At 60.5% G+C, this 17771-nt stretch carries 18 protein-coding genes and 3 pseudogenes; 12 read left to right on the top strand and 9 right to left on the bottom strand.

Going from position 1 to position 17771, the window contains the following annotated elements; genetic code table 11:
• Nucleotides 1–98: 98 nt before the first annotated feature.
• Nucleotides 99–2384 carry a cation:proton antiporter domain-containing protein gene (locus tag AMK00_RS27505; protein ID WP_064807379.1) on the top strand — a complete coding sequence of 762 codons (2286 nt, stop codon included), beginning with the start codon at nucleotides 99–101 and terminating at the stop codon, nucleotides 2382–2384.
• Nucleotides 2385–2391: 7 nt separating this feature from the next.
• Here the strand turns inward: AMK00_RS27505 and AMK00_RS27500 are convergent, their stop codons facing one another.
• The gene (locus tag AMK00_RS27500) at nucleotides 2392–2865 is read right to left on the bottom strand and encodes an NUDIX domain-containing protein (protein ID WP_064807377.1); all 474 of its coding nucleotides are present in this window, start codon (nucleotides 2863–2865) and stop codon (nucleotides 2392–2394) included.
• Between the two features lie 97 nt (nucleotides 2866–2962).
• On the opposite strand from AMK00_RS27500, the gene AMK00_RS27495 reads away from it, so the two are divergent.
• The 4 genes from AMK00_RS27495 to AMK00_RS27480 all read left to right on the top strand — a co-directional run bounded on the left by AMK00_RS27495 (nucleotide 2963) and on the right by AMK00_RS27480 (nucleotide 5475).
• Nucleotides 2963–3784: a DUF1206 domain-containing protein gene (locus tag AMK00_RS27495; RefSeq protein ID WP_064807376.1), complete on the top strand. Its 822-nt coding sequence runs from the start codon at nucleotides 2963–2965 to the stop codon at nucleotides 3782–3784.
• Between the two features lie 47 nt (nucleotides 3785–3831).
• Nucleotides 3832–4329, top strand: a complete 498-nt coding sequence (locus AMK00_RS27490) for a metallophosphoesterase family protein (RefSeq protein WP_064807374.1) — start codon at nucleotides 3832–3834, stop codon at nucleotides 4327–4329.
• Nucleotides 4329–4871: a GXWXG domain-containing protein gene (locus AMK00_RS27485; RefSeq protein WP_064813162.1), complete on the top strand. Its 543-nt coding sequence runs from the start codon at nucleotides 4329–4331 to the stop codon at nucleotides 4869–4871. The genes AMK00_RS27490 and AMK00_RS27485 overlap by 1 nt, the downstream gene beginning before the upstream one ends.
• 85 nt (nucleotides 4872–4956) lie before the next feature.
• Nucleotides 4957–5475, top strand: a complete 519-nt coding sequence (locus AMK00_RS27480) for a hypothetical protein (RefSeq protein ID WP_064812400.1) — start codon at nucleotides 4957–4959, stop codon at nucleotides 5473–5475.
• 40 nt (nucleotides 5476–5515) lie between these two features.
• Here the strand turns inward: AMK00_RS27480 and AMK00_RS27475 are convergent, their stop codons facing one another.
• The 3 genes from AMK00_RS27475 to AMK00_RS27465 all read right to left on the bottom strand — a co-directional run bounded on the left by AMK00_RS27475 (nucleotide 5516) and on the right by AMK00_RS27465 (nucleotide 7851).
• A complete protein-coding gene (locus AMK00_RS27475) occupies nucleotides 5516–5701 on the bottom strand; it encodes a hypothetical protein (RefSeq protein ID WP_020919137.1) in 186 nt (61 codons plus the stop codon).
• Nucleotides 5702–5803: 102 nt separating this feature from the next.
• Complete coding sequence (locus AMK00_RS27470; RefSeq protein WP_064807371.1) at nucleotides 5804–6160, bottom strand: response regulator; 357 nt, start codon at nucleotides 6158–6160, stop codon at nucleotides 5804–5806.
• Nucleotides 6161–6162: 2 nt separating this feature from the next.
• Nucleotides 6163–7851, bottom strand: a complete 1689-nt coding sequence (locus tag AMK00_RS27465; RefSeq protein ID WP_064807369.1) for a sensor histidine kinase — start codon at nucleotides 7849–7851, stop codon at nucleotides 6163–6165.
• Between the two features lie 152 nt (nucleotides 7852–8003).
• Between AMK00_RS27465 and AMK00_RS27460 the strand changes: the two genes are divergently transcribed.
• On the top strand, nucleotides 8004–9302 hold the full coding sequence (locus AMK00_RS27460) for a GGDEF domain-containing protein (RefSeq protein WP_064812399.1): 1299 nt from the start codon (nucleotides 8004–8006) through the stop codon (nucleotides 9300–9302).
• 110 nt (nucleotides 9303–9412) lie between these two features.
• On the opposite strand, the gene AMK00_RS27455 is transcribed toward AMK00_RS27460, so the two are convergent.
• On the bottom strand, nucleotides 9413–9616 hold the full coding sequence (locus AMK00_RS27455) for a hypothetical protein (protein WP_335720580.1): 204 nt from the start codon (nucleotides 9614–9616) through the stop codon (nucleotides 9413–9415).
• Between the two features lie 154 nt (nucleotides 9617–9770).
• Nucleotides 9771–9974: pseudogene (locus AMK00_RS31620) on the bottom strand (GntR family transcriptional regulator); the annotation flags it as partial.
• A 13-nt stretch (nucleotides 9975–9987) separates the two neighbouring features.
• Here AMK00_RS31620 and AMK00_RS27450 point away from each other — a divergent pair.
• The 3 genes and pseudogenes from AMK00_RS27450 to AMK00_RS27440 all read left to right on the top strand — a co-directional run.
• Nucleotides 9988–10354 (top strand): annotated as a pseudogene (locus AMK00_RS27450) (dihydrodipicolinate synthase family protein); the annotation flags it as partial.
• A gap of 2 nt (nucleotides 10355–10356) precedes the next feature.
• Nucleotides 10357–11178, top strand: a pseudogene (locus tag AMK00_RS27445) (NAD(P)/FAD-dependent oxidoreductase); the annotation flags it as partial.
• Nucleotides 11179–11337: 159 nt separating this feature from the next.
• The gene (locus tag AMK00_RS27440) at nucleotides 11338–12237 is read left to right on the top strand and encodes a LysR family transcriptional regulator (protein ID WP_064812398.1); all 900 of its coding nucleotides are present in this window, start codon (nucleotides 11338–11340) and stop codon (nucleotides 12235–12237) included.
• A 49-nt stretch (nucleotides 12238–12286) separates the two neighbouring features.
• Here AMK00_RS27440 and AMK00_RS27435 read toward each other — a convergent pair whose 3' ends face one another.
• The 3 genes from AMK00_RS27435 to AMK00_RS27425 all read right to left on the bottom strand — a co-directional run bounded on the left by AMK00_RS27435 (nucleotide 12287) and on the right by AMK00_RS27425 (nucleotide 15386).
• Nucleotides 12287–13015 carry a gamma-glutamylcyclotransferase gene (locus AMK00_RS27435; RefSeq protein ID WP_064812397.1) on the bottom strand — a complete coding sequence of 243 codons (729 nt, stop codon included), beginning with the start codon at nucleotides 13013–13015 and terminating at the stop codon, nucleotides 12287–12289.
• 117 nt (nucleotides 13016–13132) lie between these two features.
• Nucleotides 13133–13969: an alpha/beta fold hydrolase gene (locus AMK00_RS27430; protein ID WP_064812396.1), complete on the bottom strand. Its 837-nt coding sequence runs from the start codon at nucleotides 13967–13969 to the stop codon at nucleotides 13133–13135.
• A 1012-nt stretch (nucleotides 13970–14981) separates the two neighbouring features.
• Entirely contained in the window at nucleotides 14982–15386 is a 405-nt protein-coding gene (locus tag AMK00_RS27425) for a hypothetical protein (RefSeq protein WP_064807357.1), read from the bottom strand.
• A 298-nt stretch (nucleotides 15387–15684) separates the two neighbouring features.
• On the opposite strand from AMK00_RS27425, the gene AMK00_RS27420 reads away from it, so the two are divergent.
• From AMK00_RS27420 to csgH, 3 genes are all read left to right on the top strand, one after another.
• Nucleotides 15685–16578, top strand: coding sequence for an alpha/beta fold hydrolase (locus AMK00_RS27420; RefSeq protein WP_064812395.1), 894 nt, complete (start codon nucleotides 15685–15687; stop codon nucleotides 16576–16578).
• A 213-nt stretch (nucleotides 16579–16791) separates the two neighbouring features.
• Entirely contained in the window at nucleotides 16792–17229 is a 438-nt protein-coding gene (locus tag AMK00_RS27415) for a curlin (protein WP_064812394.1), read from the top strand.
• 63 nt (nucleotides 17230–17292) lie between these two features.
• Complete coding sequence (csgH, locus tag AMK00_RS27410; protein ID WP_064812393.1) at nucleotides 17293–17691, top strand: curli-like amyloid fiber formation chaperone CsgH; 399 nt, start codon at nucleotides 17293–17295, stop codon at nucleotides 17689–17691.
• The last annotated feature ends 80 nt before the right edge of the window (nucleotides 17692–17771 follow it).

The following is a 17771-nucleotide window of genomic DNA, read 5'->3' as shown; positions in this document are numbered from 1 at the left end:
CTCGGAACGTTGTTCGGTGTCGAACATTGAAATGATGCCACGCTCGAATATGTCGCTTCGAGGCTGACGGTGATCGGAGTTCCAGGGAGTCGGTGCAGATGAGCCTGAAAGGCGCCTGGCATTGGCAAGTTGCACTGGCAATCCTGCTTCTCCTCGTTGCAGCCTCGGCCTCGGCAGCAGGCGTCGCCGATCGGGACGCGCCATCGGAAACGCTGTTTCTCGTCCAGATCATCGTGCTCGTCGCCATCGGGCGATTGCTCGGCGAGTTCATGGTGCGCATCGGCCAGCCCTCCATCATGGGTCAGATCATCGGCGGTGTCCTCCTCGGGCCATCTGTATTCGGGTCTCTATGGCCTGACCTTCAGCATCAGCTATTCCCGGCGGGCGAAGCACAAAAAAGCATGACCGACGCCATTGCCCAGCTCGGCATCCTGTTCCTCTTGCTTCTCGCCGGTATGGAAACGGATCTCGGCCTGGCGGTCCGGCTGCGCCGCGCCGCCTTCGGCGTTTCGTTAAGCGGTATTCTCATCCCCTTCGCCGCGGGTTTTACTCTGGGAGAGCTCCTCCCTGCCTCGCTGTTGCCGAATCCGCAGGCGCGGCTGGTGACGGCGCTCTTTCTTGGAACGGCTCTCTCCATCTCCTCCGTCAAGATCGTGGCATCCGTCGTCCGGGAAATGGATTTCATGCGACGCAATATCGGCCAATTGATCGTCGCGTCGGCAATCATCGACGATACTGTCGGCTGGGTGATCATCGCCGTGACTTTCAGCCTTGCCGAACATGGCGCCGTCGATCTGTGGATATTGGTGAGGAGCGTAGCCGGCACGCTTGCTTTCATGGCGTTCAGCTTCACGATCGGGCGCCGCATCGTCTTCGAAATCATCCGACTGACGAACGATAAGTTCAAAAGCGATCTGCCGGTCCTTAGCGCCATCATCGCCATCATGGGCGCCATGGCGATCATCACTGATCTGATCGGTGTGCACACGGTTCTCGGCGCGTTCGTCGCCGGCATTCTGGTCGGTCAATCGCCGATTTTGACCCGCCAGATCGACAGCCAGCTTCGGGCGCTGACAACGGCGCTGTTCATGCCGGTCTTTTTCGGCCTGACCGGCTTGGAGACGGATCTCGGCGTTCTCAGCGATCCCGCCATTCTGCTCCTGGCGCTCGGCCTTATCCTGATTGCGAGCTTGGGAAAGTTCGGAGGCGCCTTTGCCGGTGCCAAATTCAGCGGCTTTACCAATCCGGAAGCCGTCGCGCTTGGCTGCGGAATGAACGCCCGCGGCTCCACCGAGGTCATCGTCGCATCGATCGGTCTTTCCATCGGGGTTCTCGATCAGCGGCTGTTTTCCGTCATTGTGGCGATGGCGGTGGTCACGACCATGGCCATGCCGCCATCGCTGCGTTGGGCGCTTGCAAGGCTGCCGATGCGGGAGGACGAGCGTGATCGTTTGGCCCGTCAAGGATTCGAAGAGCAAAGCTTCCTTTCGAAATTTGAACGCATCCTTCTTGCCGTCGACAATTCCGCCAGCAGCGGCCTTGCGACCCGCATTGCCGCCCATTTTACTGCCTTGCGAAAGATGCCGATCACCGTGTTGAACATCGATGGAAAACCCCAAGGCCCAGAAGCCCAATCCGGCGGCAACAAGGACGAAGCGGGACGGACAATCGATAACACCGCCATGGCGATTGCCGAACAAGTGAGGGAGAGCGCGCAGCGAACCGTCGGCCGCGTCGGCAGTCAGGAGGCCGCCATCGATGGCGACCTTCACGTTACAACGAGTGGGACGAGCGGGGACCTCGAAGCACTGCTGGCCGAGAGTGCCGAAAAGGGTCATGACATGCTCTTTGTCGGGGTCGAACCCACCGCAGCGCCCGAGGGAGGTCTTGACCAGAAAATTTCGAGGATGAGCAAGTCGTTCAAAGGAACGACTGCCATCTGTTCGCAACGTGGCGCCTTGCCCGACGATGACGGAAGGCTGCGCATCTTGGTGCCGATCAGCGGGACAGAACGGTCCATGCGGGCGGCGGAATTCGCGTTGGTCGTGGCCAAGGCCAGCAGCGCGCACGTAGCTGCGATTTACATCCGTGAGCCGCAACAGGCGTCATTGGCGCCGCGTGTGAGCGATATCGCCAACGCGCATCTGGCCGCATTCAGGAAGATTGACGAAATCGCGAGCTACAACGACATTTCGGTCGAAAAGATCACCCAGTCGGGCGGCGCACCCGATCTGTCGATCCTGCGTCAGGCGCGCCGAGGCAGGTTCAATCTGATCGTGCTCGGCGTCAGCCGACGGGCCGGCGAGATGCTGTCATATGGACCGATCGCTGATACTTTGCTCGAGGCCGCCGACCGCTCCTTCATTCTTGTCGAAACAGAATGATGAGCGTTTACTGGTCCTGGCCGAGCTGTTTTGCGAGATCGGCAAGCATGGCAACCTGGCCTTTGAGAATCTTGATTTCAGCTTCTGCGATGGGAAACCACCCGGCGCGGTCGACCTCGGGGAAATTCTGGATGCGGCCCGATCGCGGTGGCCATTCGATCTGAAACTCCGAACTCCGCACTGTCTCGACGTCAAGCGCGGCGTCCGCCTCCACCGACCAGACGACCACCACTTTTCCGCCGCGCTGGCGATATTCTCCGAGCCGGGCGAAGCTTCCTTGAATTTCGACGCCGAGCTCCTCCTGCGCCTCCCGGATCGCTGCCGACAATTCGTCTTCGCCGGCTTCGATCAATCCTTTCGGGATCGACCAAGCGCCCTCGTCCTTCTTCGCCCAGAAGGGACCGCCGGGATGGACGAGCAGGACCTCCGGCCTCGTCTCGCAAAGGCGGTAGATGAGAAGCCCGGCGCTACGGACCGGCATCGGCAACGCCCTCAATGCTCATGGTCTTTCCTCGATGACAACTTTCCGCGCGGTAGCGCGTTAGAGCTAACAGCCACACGGACGCGCGGAGAATATCATGCCCAAAGGATTTCGTTTCGACCTGCTTGCCAAGAGCGGCTATGTGGCCCGCGGTATCGTGTTCCTCCTCGTGGCGGGGCTGGCCCTCTTCTCCGGCGTCGCCGGCGGAAAGTCGGAAACGAAATCGGCACTTTCGACGCTTCTCGGACAGCCCTTCGGCCGCGTCTGGGTTGGTCTCATCGGCATCGGACTTCTGGGTTTCGTCGCCTGGCGGCTAGCGCAGTCGCTCGCCGACAGCGACGGCCACGGCCGCGACGCCAAGGCCATCGCCATCCGCACGGTTTTCTTCGGCAGCGCCGTCGTCTATCTCGGGCTTGCCGGATACGCGCTGGGGCACGCACTCTTCAGCGGCGGCGGAAGTCAGGGATCGGGTGAGAAGGGATTGGCAGAATGGATCATGTCGCAGCCGTTCGGCGCCTATCTGGCCATGGCCGTCGGTCTCGGCTTCATCATCGGCGGGGCCGTGACGGCAGCCAAGGGCATTACCAGGAAATTCGAACGCTATCTCAGGCTCGCCGACACAAGCGGCGTGGTGACCTCGGTCTGCGTCTACGGCCTCGTCGCCCGCGGCGTCGTCTTTGTGATCACCGGAATATTCTTCGTCTATGCAGGTTTTCGTGTTGACCCTGAGCAGGCAGGCAGCATGGCGGACGCGCTCGAATGGGTGAGACGGCTTCCTTTCGGCGCGATCCTCTACATCGCCATCGCGATCGGCCTGGCGGCCTTCGGGATCTATAACCTCGTCGAAGCGCGTTATCGCGTCGTGCACAGCCCGTCCCTTGACGACGTGAAACATTCGATTCCTACACCTGGCCATTAGCAAACACGTCGGCTTCCCAAGCGGGCGGACTGCGCCATCTCTGTCAGATGATTTACTTTATCGGCGATACCCACTTTGCAGATCCCCGCGTCCTTCGCATCGACCGACGCCCCTTTCCCGACATGGCGTCCCACGACGTAACGCTGATCCGCAACTGGAACGAGATCGTTGATGCGCAGGACGATATCTGGCATCTCGGCGACTTCATGTCCTTCCGCGGCGGCGATTGCGACCAGCTCCTTTCGATGCTGAACGGGCGGAAGCACCTCATCATCGGGAATAATGATCCCCCGACGACGACCGAGGCGACGGGATGGGCAAGCGTTCAGCACTACAGCGAAATGACGCTGGACGATCATCTGCTGATCCTGTGCCATTACCCGTTCCGCACCTGGAACAAGATGGGCAAGAAGTCGATCAATCTGCACGGACATTCCCACGGCCGCCTCAAGCCCCTGCCCCGCCAGTACGATGTCGGCGTCGATGCGCAGGGCCTCAGGCCGGTGTCGCTGCAAGCCCTATTGTCGACGAAGCCGGGGTCATGATGCCGCTGAAAAGTGCTAAGCGACAGAACGAAATGACCGCCTGGTTCTCTTCGCTGGCGCCGGTCCGGCCGGCCGAGATGCTCGGCCTGTGGCGAGGTGCGGGCATCCCATCGGGCCACCCGCTCGACGGCGTTCTCGAGAACCTGGGCTGGTTCGGCAAGCGGTTTCACGCCGACATGCGCGCCGACGCCCTCCTCTTTCAGTGGCGGTGGGATCGGCTGGTGGCGATCGACCCCGGCATTTTTCCGATCCGCCTGGCCATCAAGGCGGCGCCGTTCGGCCGCACTCGGATCGCCCGGAGCTGCTTCTCCTACCTGCAGAAGGCGCTGCGGGCGCGGGGTACGACCGCGTCGCTGAGGCTTCAGACCTTCGATAACTTCACCACAGCTGCTATGGTCTACGACAGGCAGCCGCTCGCCGACTATTTCCGCAGGACGGGAGACGACCAGGTCGCTGGTATGATGTGCGTCGACGGCGATGCCTGTCGTTATTTCTTCGAGCTCCGCAGGATCGACGCCGCATCGCAGCGACGGAGTGGATGAGGCGAGGGCAATGGTTGCACGAGTGCCGCGACGGGGAACAATCTGCTCCTCTCGTGAGTTAGGCCATGCAACCCTGGGGGATTTCATGCGTGCTGCTCTGATCGCGACTTTGCTTTCGCTCTCCTGCTTGCCGGCCGAGGCAACGGCGTCGGAGGCAGGATTTCTCCAGTCTTTGGACGGTGACTGGAGCGGAACCGGGATGGTCCTCACCAAGATAGGCGGCGCGAATCTGAAGGTCTCCTGCACCCTGCGATCTGATGCGGGTGCATCTGCCGTCTCGATGAATGGGACGTGTCGCGGCCTTGCCGTTTTCACCAGGAGCTTCTCGGCGACCGTAAATGCCGCCGGAGAGCGTTATACCGGCAAGTACGTGGGACCATCGGGGCTGCCGTCGAAGCTTGCCGGGAGCAGGAAAGGCACCGCCCTCAACCTGCGTGTGACGTGGGCGCGGCTGGTCAACGGCGACCGAGATGCAATTTTAACGATTGAGAAGGTCGGGCAGAACAGGCTTCGACTGCAGACCGTCGACAAAGACCCCGCTTCCGGCCAGCCGGTCGTAACCAGCCGCATCGATTTGCAGCGGCCTTCCATGGCAGAAAGATAGCCGCTCGAGCAGCCGCGCTCACAGGAGCGACGACTCGATTTCAGTGCCTTTTGGCGTGACGGTCGCCGCGATCGCCTTCTCCGGGCTTTGCATCATTTTTTGCCCGGCGCCGCTTGTCTGCCGAGAGCGAGCGGCTGACGTCCGCTGACTCGGTGAAACGACCCTGGTCGTCGCGGCGGACGTAGCGCTTGTCAGTGCCTGTATCGATGAGTTCGCGTTTGGACATGGTGGTCTCCTGCTGTTGAAGCAGGGAAAACGCACGAGATTCCAAAAGGATGCATCATCCCGCGTCATTTCCCGTGGCGCAGCCCGTGCCGCGGCCGAAGCCCTACGCGGCCATGCTGACGAGCGCATTGGTAAGCTGCCGGATATCGTAGGGCTTGGAGAAGAAGACGCCGCGCTCGGGCAAGGCGCCCGCGTCCGGCTGCTTCATGCCGGAGACGATGATGATTTCCACGGGCGGCCAGCGGTCGCGGACGGCCCTTGCGAGCATCAAGCCATCCATGCTGCCCGGCATGTCGATATCGGTAAACAGGATCCGGATGCCGGGCACTCTTTCGAAGAGCATGAGCGCCTCGTCGGCATTGCGTGCCTCGAGCGCTTCAAAGCCTGCCTCCTCGACGATGGCGACCGCCATCATCAGCAGCAGAGCCTCGTCCTCGACCACGACCACCTTGGTTTTCATCTCTAGCTCGTATGCTTTACGTCCCGGCTCAGAGGGTCAACTTCGCCTCTGGCAACCGGTTCCCCAATCGAAAATATTACTTCGAAGATGAGGCCTTCGGCCTGATAGTCCACGCGGGATCGCGCCTGCGCCTTCGACGGGAAGGCACGTTCAATGAGCACCGAGCCGAAGCCCTTTTTCGTCGGCGTCGAGACCGGCGGCCCGCCGGCTTCCGTCCACAGAAGGAGGACACGTCCATCCTCGTGCTTCCATTCGATGGCGACTGTTCCATTTTCGCTGCCGAGGCTTCCATACTTGGTTGCGTTGGTCGCCAGCTCATGAATCACCAGCGAGAGCGGCAGGGCGGTGTCCGCCGGAAGAACCACGTCCGGTCCGTCGAGACGAATGCGCTCGGCTTGCGAGGCGACATGCGCCCGCAGGGCTGCGGACAGGATATCCCGAATGGGCGAAGCCGACCCCTCCCGCGACAGGATGAGGTCATAGGTACCGGCGAGGGCTGCGAGCCTCTCGGCGAAGGAATTGTATCTCTCCGGATCGGACCGCGAGAAGGTTTGTCTGGCAATCGCCTGCACGAGCGTGAAGCCATTCTTGACGCGATGCGCAAGCTCGCGGACGAGCAGGCTCCGTTCCTCCTCCGCCTGCTGATTTTGGCGCCTGCGGTCTTCGAGTTCGTCGAGCAGCCGATCGAAGGTTGCGCCGACGAGCCCCAGCTCGCCCGGTCCCTTCATGCCGGTCCGCGCCGTCGTCTGACCGCTGCGCCAACTTTCCATCACATCCGCGATCCTGGAGATCGGTATCAGGATGAAGCGGTTACCGATAAAGATCGCGGCGACGAAGGCGAAAAGCGCACCGCCGATGATGGCGAGCGTATTCATCAGCGTCGCCCGTTCGATCGGCGCGAAGACCTCCGTTTTCGAGAAGCCGGCGCTGACATAGAGGGGGTTGGAAGGCAAGGCTATCGGGCGATAACCGAGGATGCGCGCTGTTCCGTCCTGACTGGTGGTCTCAATGACATCAGGCTGTTCGGCGTGGATCAGCTGCTGGTATTCCTCGGGCAAGATCGTACCGACGAACTGATCGGGAGAGGGAACGTGCGCGACAATGGTTCCCTTGCCGTCGGCGATGGTCACCGCATTGCCGGGAGCAACGCCGCGCTCGGTGATGCGGTTCTGCAGCCAGTCCAGCCGGATCCCGCTGACGATGATGGCCTTGATGATATCGCCTTCCATCAGGGGGATCGCGAGCGGCAGCACCGGGCGGTCGGAAAGGCGACTCTGCGTATAGGTGCCGACGGAAAAGTCCTTGGTCTCCAAAGTCTGCTGGAAATAATCGCGGTCGGAAAAGACCACGCCTTTCGGGAAAGCCATGCTTCCGCAGATCGGCCGCCCATCGAGCCCGGCGACGAAGATGGTGCGGATGTTGGGAATGTTTTCGGCAACCGATTTCAGGGCGTCGTTGCAAGCCGGGACGTCGAGGTGTCGGACGGAAGGCATTGATGACACGGAGACGAGAAGGGCGTGCAGGCCCTCAATAATCCGTTCGACTTCCGACGAGGCTTGCCTCGCCGCCTGCGCAGCGGAGGTGCGCACTTCCTCGTTGCGCTGATGGCGGAGCGCGATCTCGTTGTAGAAGAGCATCGCAACCACCGGCGCCAGCGCCGCGACCGCAACTGCAACCAGTTTGAGTCTCATACTGTCCCCTCTCGGAAAAGGGTTGGTAGCATGATCGAGACGATCCGGCCCAGACCGCGCGCGCAATCTTGTTTACAAAATATCAACATACGGATCCCGATGCGGGTGGGTAAGCCTTGCCGAGTTTTGCATCGCGGCTAGTTAAATCAAAGATGAGTGATGCCAAAAGCACTTCCTCTGAAACCTCTCCAGCCGGGTCTGTGCCGCCACGGCCGTTGACTGGCGCAATGGCGGATGAGGTCGAACGTCTTTTATCGGGCCGAACCCGCGATATCCGCCTGACGGGCGAGCTGCGCCGTCGTTTTGATGAAAGGTTGTGGCGGCAGACGGCGAAGGTCATCCGCTCCTGGATGATTTGGGTCGCGTTTGTCGATGTTCTGACGCTGGCGCTGAACGCCGTCCTGCTTCCCCGGCAGATCGTTCTGTCGATGATTGCTCCCGCCTGCCTTTTGCCGCCGGCGGCAATTTTGACCGCGGTGGTTTGGAACAAGCCGCGCCCGGCGGCCGTTCAGCGGGCGTCGCTGCTTGTGGGAATGTTCCTTATTCTCCTCTCGGTCGGGCTGGTGGGCGTGTTTGCCGGCGGCGAATTTTACGAGCGGCATCTAAGCATCATGTTGTTCGTCGCGACGAGCGCAATCACGATCTTCAGCGTGCCGCTGGCCTGGACGACCGCAATCGCCTGTTATGCCCTATGTCTCTACTTCATCCTTCAATGGCACAATCCGCTTTTGGAAGCGGGCAGTGTCGTCGCCGCGACCCTGTTCTTTTCCTGTGGGATCATCGCGACGGTGGTCGCCAGGCGAACGATGAACATCCTGGCGCAGAAGACATTTCTCCTGGACTGCAGGGATCAGCGCCGCGTCGCGGAGCTTGCCGACGCGAACGCCCGATTGGAGCGGCTGGCCAGAACCGACCCGCTGACCGGGATCGCCAACCGCCGTTGGATGATGGAAACGCTCGAGAGCCTCTGGCGCCACGGCCGTGAGACCGGCATCGTCGCCATGCTGATGTGCGACATTGACCACTTCAAAGGGCTAAACGACAAGCTCGGACATAGCGAAGGCGATCGCTGCCTCGTCAAGGTTGCCGGCATCATCCAGAGCTGCGTGCGCGCCGATCGCGATCTCGTCTCGCGCCATGGCGGCGAGGAGTTTCTCATCGTGCTTCCGGATGTCGATGAAGAAGAGGCCGTCGCAGTCGCCAGGCGAATACGCGAGAGCGTGGAAGCGGCCGCCCTGCCGAACCCGGCCTCCAGCGTCGGGCCCTCGGTGACGCTGAGCGTCGGCGTGGCGTTCAAGTCGGCTGTCGACACGGATGTTTCGTTAGCCAATCTCCAGCACGAAGCCGACATGGCGCTTTATCGCGCCAAGGAAGCCGGACGCAACCAGGTCTCGATCTTTCGTCGTCCGCCTGCTGCCGCCGGGCAGACCGCCGCGCGACGCCAGGGGTAGCGGATAGGCAGATCGATCAGAGTTCCTTCTCTCGAACGATCATCCAGCTCCACCCAACATAATCGACGATCGCGGGAAGGTCGGGTCTATGGCCACTCGGGTGATCGAGGTCATCGGATCACCAGGATTAATACCATCGCGACGGCGGAGATGAAGCCGGTGACGCTCAGACCGAATGTCAGATATTCGGCTGCCTTTTGCCCGTGATGGCCAAGCTCCACGTTTCCAAGCACCGCCGCGAAGCCCCCGGCTAACCAGCTCGCCAAGGTCAATATGCCGAGCAGAAGCGCCCAATGTGTTGCTGTGTCCATCATCCTGCTCCGGGTTACGGCTACTTTCCTCGCAAGGGAAACGCTCCTGCGTGTGTCTATCAGTAACAACACAGCCGCCGTTTTGTTTCCGCGCGGCATCGCGCTTTCACTTTGCGAACCTCATCGCGCAGCTTCAGGACATCCCTTCCAATCGCCGTCCCTTGACGAGTCGCATCAGCTCGCGCACCGGCGGGCGGGAAAGCCCGAACTCTTCGCTCACAGCTACTTCATCAAGCACGGCTCCCGGAGGCAGCTCCATCGTCAGAATGCGTCTGCGCAAAGCGAGCTCAAGGCTAGCCCTTGCGATTCGGACCAGCTCACCGGAGGCCTCGGCATCGCGCCGCTCGATCGCCTCGATCATCTGGTCATGCTACAGCGGCGGCGATCTCAGCAAGCAGGCGGCGCTCATTCGCACCGGCCGCTTCGTGATGAACGGCGCTGACCCGCTCGTTCCCTACGCGCTTTATGCAGGATGCGACGGTCTGATCTGGGGCGGCGCGATTTTCGCTCCGAAAACCTGCGTCGCCCTCGTCGAGGCGGCGGCCGAAGGCAAATGGGATGAGGTGCGTGCGCTCTGGAAGATCTTGGAGCCGGCAATGGGGCTGATCTGGGAAACGCGATTACGTGCAGTCCGTCTACGCCGCCGCCAATCTCACCGGTTACGGTGCCGGCACGCCGCGCAAGCCGTTGCGCGCGCTGGCTCCCGAGAAGCTCGAAACGCTCATGGAGCGGGAAGCGTAACCGTGAGCGGGACCGCCAAGAATGTCTTCGTCGCGTCCAGGCTTCCCAAACGTGCGGGCGTATCGGGATGGGTCGCCATACTTCAGCCGCGCACACCGCGGCCGGTCTTGAGCGAAGCGATCAGCGTCGATGTCGCCATCATCGGCGGCGGTTTTGCCGGTCTTTCCGCAGGCCACCGCCTCTCGCGGCTCGATCCGACAGTCCGGGTCGCCATTCTCGAAGCGGGTATTGTCGGCGAAGGTCCGGCCGGCGCCAATTCCGGCTTCATCATCGACCTGCCGCACGAAGTCTCCTCGAACGATTTCAGCGGCGAGTCGGAAGGCAGGTTCCGCGATTCCGTGCTCCTGCAGCGTTCGGCGATTGCTCTTGCCACCGAACTGGCTGCCGAAAACGGCTGGGGAAAGGATCTGTTCGATCCATGCGGCCGCTCCAGTAATGCGATGAGCGCGAAAGGCGACAAACATCTGGACGCTTACTCGCGGCAGCTTTCGAAGATGGGCGAAGCGCATCGACTGCTCAAACGCGAAGAAATCGAGGCTGTGACCGGATCGAAAGCCTTTACCTCCGCCCTATTCTCGCCGGGGACGGTCGTCATCCAGCCAGCCGCCTATATAAGCGGCGTGGCGGACTGTCTGAAGGAGCCGGTGCGGCTCTTCGAGCAGACGCCTGCTCTCTCCTTCGAGCGCTCCGGCGACGGCTGGCCGGTGAAGACGCCGAAGGGATTGGTGCGGACGGCGAAGATCATCCTGGCCAATAACGGCCACGCCGAAAGCTTCGGCTTCTTCCGCAGACGCCTCCTCCATGTCTTCACCTACGCGTCCATGGCGCGGGCGGAATGAGTGGCGCTTAGTCACTCGATGGCGCCGCGGGTCCATGACTGGTCCCCCAATAAAGGCAGTGATCGTCTCAAAACTATGCCCGTTGATCGCCACCCGGTGTTGCAATATTCCTCTCGAATGAATTGCAAATCCTGAAACAATGACATGAACGATTACAAGGCCCTCAGAACCTTTCTGCTCGCAGCCGAGAAGCGAAATTTCGCGCAGGTCGCCCGCGAGTTGGACATGACGCCGGCGGCCGTTACACGCGCGATCGCAGCACTCGAGGCGGAACTCGGCGTGCAGCTTTTCGTGCGCACGACAAGACAGGTCTCGCTGACGACAGACGGCGCGATCTTCGCCGCGCAGATCCAGCCAGCGGTGAAGACGCTGGAAGAAGCGCGACGGGATGTGATGAATGCACACAAGGCGGACGAAGGGCGCCTCCGGATCAGCGCGCCCACGTGGTTCGGCAAGACGGTGCTGCCGCCGATCCTGTCAGGTTTCAAGGAACGTTATCCGAAGATGAGCTTCGAGGTCTCCTTGTCCGACGGTTTGGTGAATATCGTCGATGACGACTACGATCTGGCGATCCGCATCTCATCACAGCCTTCAGACAAGTACACGATCTGGAGAAAAATCCGGGTGGTGCCACGCATCCTGGTCGCGGCCCCAGGGAGCCGTTTCGCCGATATGCAACACCCCAACGAGCTAAAGCCAGACGACTGCCTCGCCTATAGCGGCGAGAGCCGGCGCGAGAACTGGGTTTTGTCCGACGGCGGCTCAAGCATCACGATCTCGGCAGGTCGAGCCTTCAGCGCCAACAGTGGCGAGGTACTGGCGGACATGGCCGCCGACGGTGCAGGTGTCGCACTGCTCCCAGGATTCAACATCGCCGATCACATCAGGAGCGGTCGTCTCGTCCACGTCTTCAAGGGATGGGCACCGCCTGACCTGTGGCTGACGCTGTTCTATCCGCCGTACCAAGCGCTTCCACCACGCATCGCCTCATTCTCGAAATTCTTCGAAGAGCAAGTCGCGGCGCAGATGGTCATGCTGGATTGACATACGCCGCGCACATCATCACTGATCTTTAGGAGACGTGCACCTTCTCTCACATCAAACCGTCCTGTGAGAGTGCCCGTAGTCTTGCGGCGACCATTTGCTGCAGCTGCCACAGGTTTCGATCGAAGATATTTCGCTCCGCCAGATCCAAGACCGTCCGATGCAGGTATTCCGCGCAGGATCCCGCCGGTCCGCATGCCTGAGCGATCAACACTGCGGCTTCATCGAGCGGTATCTTCTCCGTGAGCCCTGATCGCTTCGCACTCGCCCAGAATGTGAGCGCGCGGCGTGTACCCGTCGGTGTCTTGACCGAAACCCATCGCACCATGTCGCACACCTCGGCATATCGGATTTCGCGCGCCAGAAGCGTACTCAGATCCTGCCTTTTCGTCACGCAGGGGAGCTTCAGGACGAGGCCAGAGCAACTTCCTCCCGGCCGAAGCGCCAGCATCAGACCTGGCGCATCGGAGGTGGCCCTCAGCCGTTCTATCCTCAACGAGAACGCACGATGCCACCCGTACGCAACGGCCTCTTCACTTGCTGCCGCTTCAAAGCCCGGGTTCCACATCAAGGATCCATAAGCGAACACCCATATCTGCTCGTCGCCAGCCTCCTGCTCGACTCTGCTGACGAGTTGATCGAGTTGCTGACCCGAGATCGGCGTCCAGTTAGGCTCTGGGCCCTCGTCCTCGACTAGCTTGAAGGTTTTGGCTACGAGGTCGGGGGTCAGGTGCATGGCAATCGGTACCCGTGTCTTGGCGATGGGTGTTTTTCGCATGTGGGAAACCGTTTCAACGAGATAGCAGCCGGGAGACCACCGCGCCGAGCGCTTGTGAATTCTGGTGCTTCGTGAGGCGACGGGTGCGTGGGAGGCCGCACTCGTCGCCAGGACCGCTCAAGCCTTCACGAAGGCGAGAAGGTCGGCGTTCAGCACATCGGCATTGACGGTCAGCATGCCATGCGAGAAGCCGGGGTAGGTCTTGAGCGAACCGTTCTTCAGAAGCTTCACCGACTTCAGCGCAGAGTCCGCAATCGGAACGATCTGGTCGTCTTCACCATGCAAGACGAGAGTGGGAACGCTGATCGCCTTCAGGTCCTCCGTCTGGTCGGTTTCGGAGAAGGCCTTGATACCGTCGTAATGGGCCTTGGCGCCGCCCATCATGCCCTGACGCCACCAGTTCTGGATCACGCCTTCCTGAACCTTGGCGCCATCTCGATTGAAACCGTAGAACGGACCGGCCGGAACGTCGCGGAAGAACTGCGCGCGGTTGGCGGCAAGTGCGGAACGGAAACCGTCGAACACTTCCATCGGCAGGCCTTCGGGATTGGCCTCGGTCTTGAGCATCAGCGGCGGCACGGCCGAAACGAGGACGGCCTTGGCGACGCGGCCGGCAGGCTCGCCATGCTTGGCCACATAACGGGCGACCTCACCGCCACCGGTGGAATGGCCGACATGCACGACATTCTTCAGGCCGAGCGCCTCGACGACGGCAAAGGCGTCGGCTGCGTAATGGTCCATATCGTGACCGTCGGCCACCTGGGCGGATCGGCCATGGCCGCGGCGGTCATGGGCGACGACGCGAAAACCTTTCGACAGGAAAAACAGCATCTGCGCGTCCCAGTCGTCGGACGACAGCGGCCATCCGTGGTGGAACATGATCGGCTGGGCATCCTTAGGGCCCCAGTCCTTGTAGAAGATTTCAACGCCGTCTTCGGTGCTTACATAGGCCATCGTCTTGGTTCCTTCGATTGGTTTAATGGTGGGAGCAGCATTGGCTGCGAAGCTGAGAGGGCGAAATGGCCATGGCCGCTGCTGCGGCGCCTATGGACAACAGCGCGTCTCGGCGCGTTATGGAATAGCGAGGCTGGGTCATCTCCGTCCTGCGATTTCGTTATTGAAAAGTTCAGGCGACACAGTGTTCGTCTGACAAGGGTGATATTGCCGTCGGACCCTCACATCCACAATTGCGAGAATAATTTCGAATTTATTGCCTCCCATGAAATAATGGGGCCTTGGCCCGGGCCTGATGTGCTCCAGTCAAGTTAGGCTATCTGGAACTGGAATTTCCCACTTATGACCCTGTGGGGACGAGGAGGAGAACTCCGTGAGAGCATCGAAGTTTTTCTGAAGCGCAGATTGCGTTTGTGCTCAAGCAGGCGACGGACGGCATTCGAGATGAGCCCGGTGCCAAAAGCGTCGCCGTGGCTGATTAGCGAGAACGTGAAGACGCTCGCCGCCGACGGCGACGTGCAGCATGCAGGAACCAGTGATCTGGAGATGGTCAATTCTGTCGACGCCGTTGCATTAACCTATCTTCTCCCGCCGCGTCGGACCGATCGGCGCCTACTTCGATGAGCTCCACAAGGTTCGAAAAAGCACAGAGATGCCAAGCTTGGCGAGGAAAATCACCGCCAAAGGCATCGTCTCACCAACCGGGCTTATCGATATGAACAAACTGCGCGCACATCCGATCGAACGGATCGCAAGCCTGCCGGCAGGCACGAACGCGTTCATCCATCCTGCCGATCGGATTTCTGAACGGGCCTCAGAGCATTCTAGGAGATCTCCGCTCTCGCGGAGCCGATGTGACGGCGATCGGCTGAATCCAAGACCTCGCACCTTGTCACGATCCGTATTGGCCGCCCGAAAACTCCTCGTCATTCTCAGTGCAAAAGCACGAGATGCACGAAGAGAATTCGAACATGCAACTTGATAACCAGATAGTCGCTCTTTCCCGATTGGATCAGCGCGCCCGGGAGACGCCGGCCGGACTCGAAGCTTCGCTGCCCGAGAAGATGATGACGGCGAACATCAGCACGCCGGCGAAGGCGATGAGCGAGGAAATGGCGACAATCGGTTCCATCGCCGTGTTTCCGGAAAGCAGCAGATAAAGGGACGGGATCAGCACCGCGACACCGAAGGTGTAGACGACGTACTGGATCATCGCCAGGCGCTTCTCGGCCTTGTGTGGATTGAGCGCGTGGTAAACGCCGAAGAGCGCCATGGTGACCCAACCGAGCAGGTTGGCGTGGGCATGGGCCCCGGTCGGTGCGTGATTACCCGAGATCGACATGTGAAGGCCGACCGAGATGCCGGCGATCAGAAAAATGATGGCGGTCTTGAAGTAAAGATTTGCGATGCGTGGCATTGGTTTTCCCCCTCTGTTGCCGACGAAACTTAGCATGTTTTCAAGCTTCTGAGAACGAGCACATCAGAGGATCTTTGTAACACCAGCCCTGTTATCAATATTAGAATAGAAATATTGCCGGGCAGCGAGACGACACTAGAACAACATTGCCGACCGGCGAAGCAGGTTAGTCCGGATGGCACGTCAGTGGAACTTGTTACGGCGGCTTGCCGCAGGCACGCTCCGGGTAGAACAGGTTGGTTGAACTAAGCCAAAAGCGTCACGGAACCGAGAACCAACTGCGGGCGTTTGTTGGATCATGTTGAAGCAGCAGGCATTTTGCCCCCGGATCGGCACGGTTTACCAGATCGACAAGCACCAGGTGCATGTTCTGGAGAGCGGCGACTTGAACGCAAGACCGGTCCTTGTCCTCCATGGCTGTGGGAGCCTGGCTGAAGAGGTTCTGCTTCCGTTTGCTCAGAGGACGTTCCGCATGGTGGCTCCCGATCGCCCGGGCTACGGTTTCAGCAGCCCTCTTCCTCTCGCTGAACGAGGACCGATAGGCCAATCCTTTTGGCTCGAGCGCCTAATCGATGCAATGGACCTGCATTGCGTCTCGATCGTAGCCCACTCCATCGGCAGCGCACCGGCACTTCATCTGGCAGCGCGCCGGCCGGAGCTGGTGAACGGATTGCTTCTGATTTCGCCGTGCTGCAGGCCCGTCCCACCGAAACCGCTGCCCATCCTCCGGGCGTCCGTTGCCCCGGTGGTGGGATCCTTTATCCGCCAGCATGTAATCAGCCGATGGGCAGCGTTTTTTCTCGACCGTGGTCTGCGGTCGTCATCCTTTCCAAACACGTTGCCTCCCCAGCTGTCGGTGTTGCCGGCCGCTCATATGGTCAATCCGGGCGCAATTGAAACAATGGCTAACGAGCTGCGGGCCTTCAACAAAGACATGGAACTGCTGCCGAAGCTGCCCGGCAATCTGCCACTGCACGTCCTGTTCGGTTCGGAGGATCGCATAGTTCAGCCGGCCTGGCATATCGATGGCCTTCGGCAGAAACATCCGAGGCCGATGATCAGGGTGATCGAGGGCGTCGGCCACCTTCCACATCATGTTGTGCCAGCCGTAGCCCGACAGATGCTGAGCGACCTTGTGAGGGAGCGAGTACAGCAATCTTCCAAGCGGCAGCATTTGGCTGGTGTCGCGTGAGTGGGCGCTGCTATCCCTCGCCTCAACTCTCGAGCGGGATGCGGCGCACAATCTCTCTGAAAGACGCCGCGGCCGTTCATCACCCATGGCGGACACCGCGCCGATCTCCGCGAATGAACCCCGACTGAATGATGCCTTCAGCTTCCGTTCCGAAGGGAGCGTCTAGAAGAAAGACGTTCAACCGCGGTCTTTTCCGCCTGAGGAGACATATTCATGATCCGCACGTCTGTCATTGCAACCGCATTCGTCGCTCTCGTCGGCATTACCGCCGCAGCCCCCGCCATGGCCAATGATGTTCGTATCGAACAATATGGCTGGTCGAACTCTGCCGGTGGGGCACAGGAAGGATACGGAAACCGGATCAGAACCTACCAGAACGGCGGCTACAACCGAATTCTCGGCCGTCAATATGGTCATCATAATCTTTCAGCTGTCGGTCAGGAAGGCAACGACAACTATGGCGCCACCTATCAGCGGGGCAACCGCAACGTAGCGGGCATTGGCCAATTCGGCTCCAGCCATACGACCATCCTTACCCAGGATGGTAATGGCAACATCGCGGCCGGCGTCCAGGTCGGCCACGGCTGCAGCGCCAATGTCAGCCAGGGCGGCAACGGCAATGTCGCCGCTTTCGTCCAAGCCTGCCCGTAAGCGGCTGCAGGATGCCGCGAAACAGGTCAGGATCGCAACAGCAGACCACCAGGGGAATCGACCATGCCAGATAGCATCAAACATCCGCGCCGCGCGATGACGATTCTCGCGCTGGTCCTGCTTCCCGTCGGCGCGGTTTCCGCCATGACGACAGCCAACCAATCTGACCGGGTGCAGCTTTGCGAAATCAAAGCAACCCCTGGGGTAGGTATGGTGAGACTGGACGCGCTCGTCCACGCCGACAAGCATGTCGGCGGGACTTACACCTTCCATGTCGAAAAGGTGGGAAACGGCGGAAGCTCCACGATCAACCAGAGTGGCGATTTTGATGCCATCGAGGGACATGCGGCAATGCTTGGTTCGGTCTCGCTCGACTCGAAAGGAGCCAAATACAATGCCACCCTGGACGTCATCGTAGGGGATGAGAGTTTCAGCTGCGTGAAGCAGATCGGCGGCAACTGATCGGCCTCCACATTCTACAGTTTTCCAAAAGGGCGCCGTTTCCGGCGTCCTTTTGCATTCAATCAGGCCGAAACGATTGA

The sequence above is a fragment of the Rhizobium sp. N621 genome (assembly GCF_001664325.1).
Taxonomy (GTDB): Bacteria; Pseudomonadota; Alphaproteobacteria; order Rhizobiales; family Rhizobiaceae; genus Rhizobium; species Rhizobium esperanzae.
Note: the sequence above shows the minus strand (reverse complement) of the source record. Positions and strands in the feature narration are given on the sequence as shown.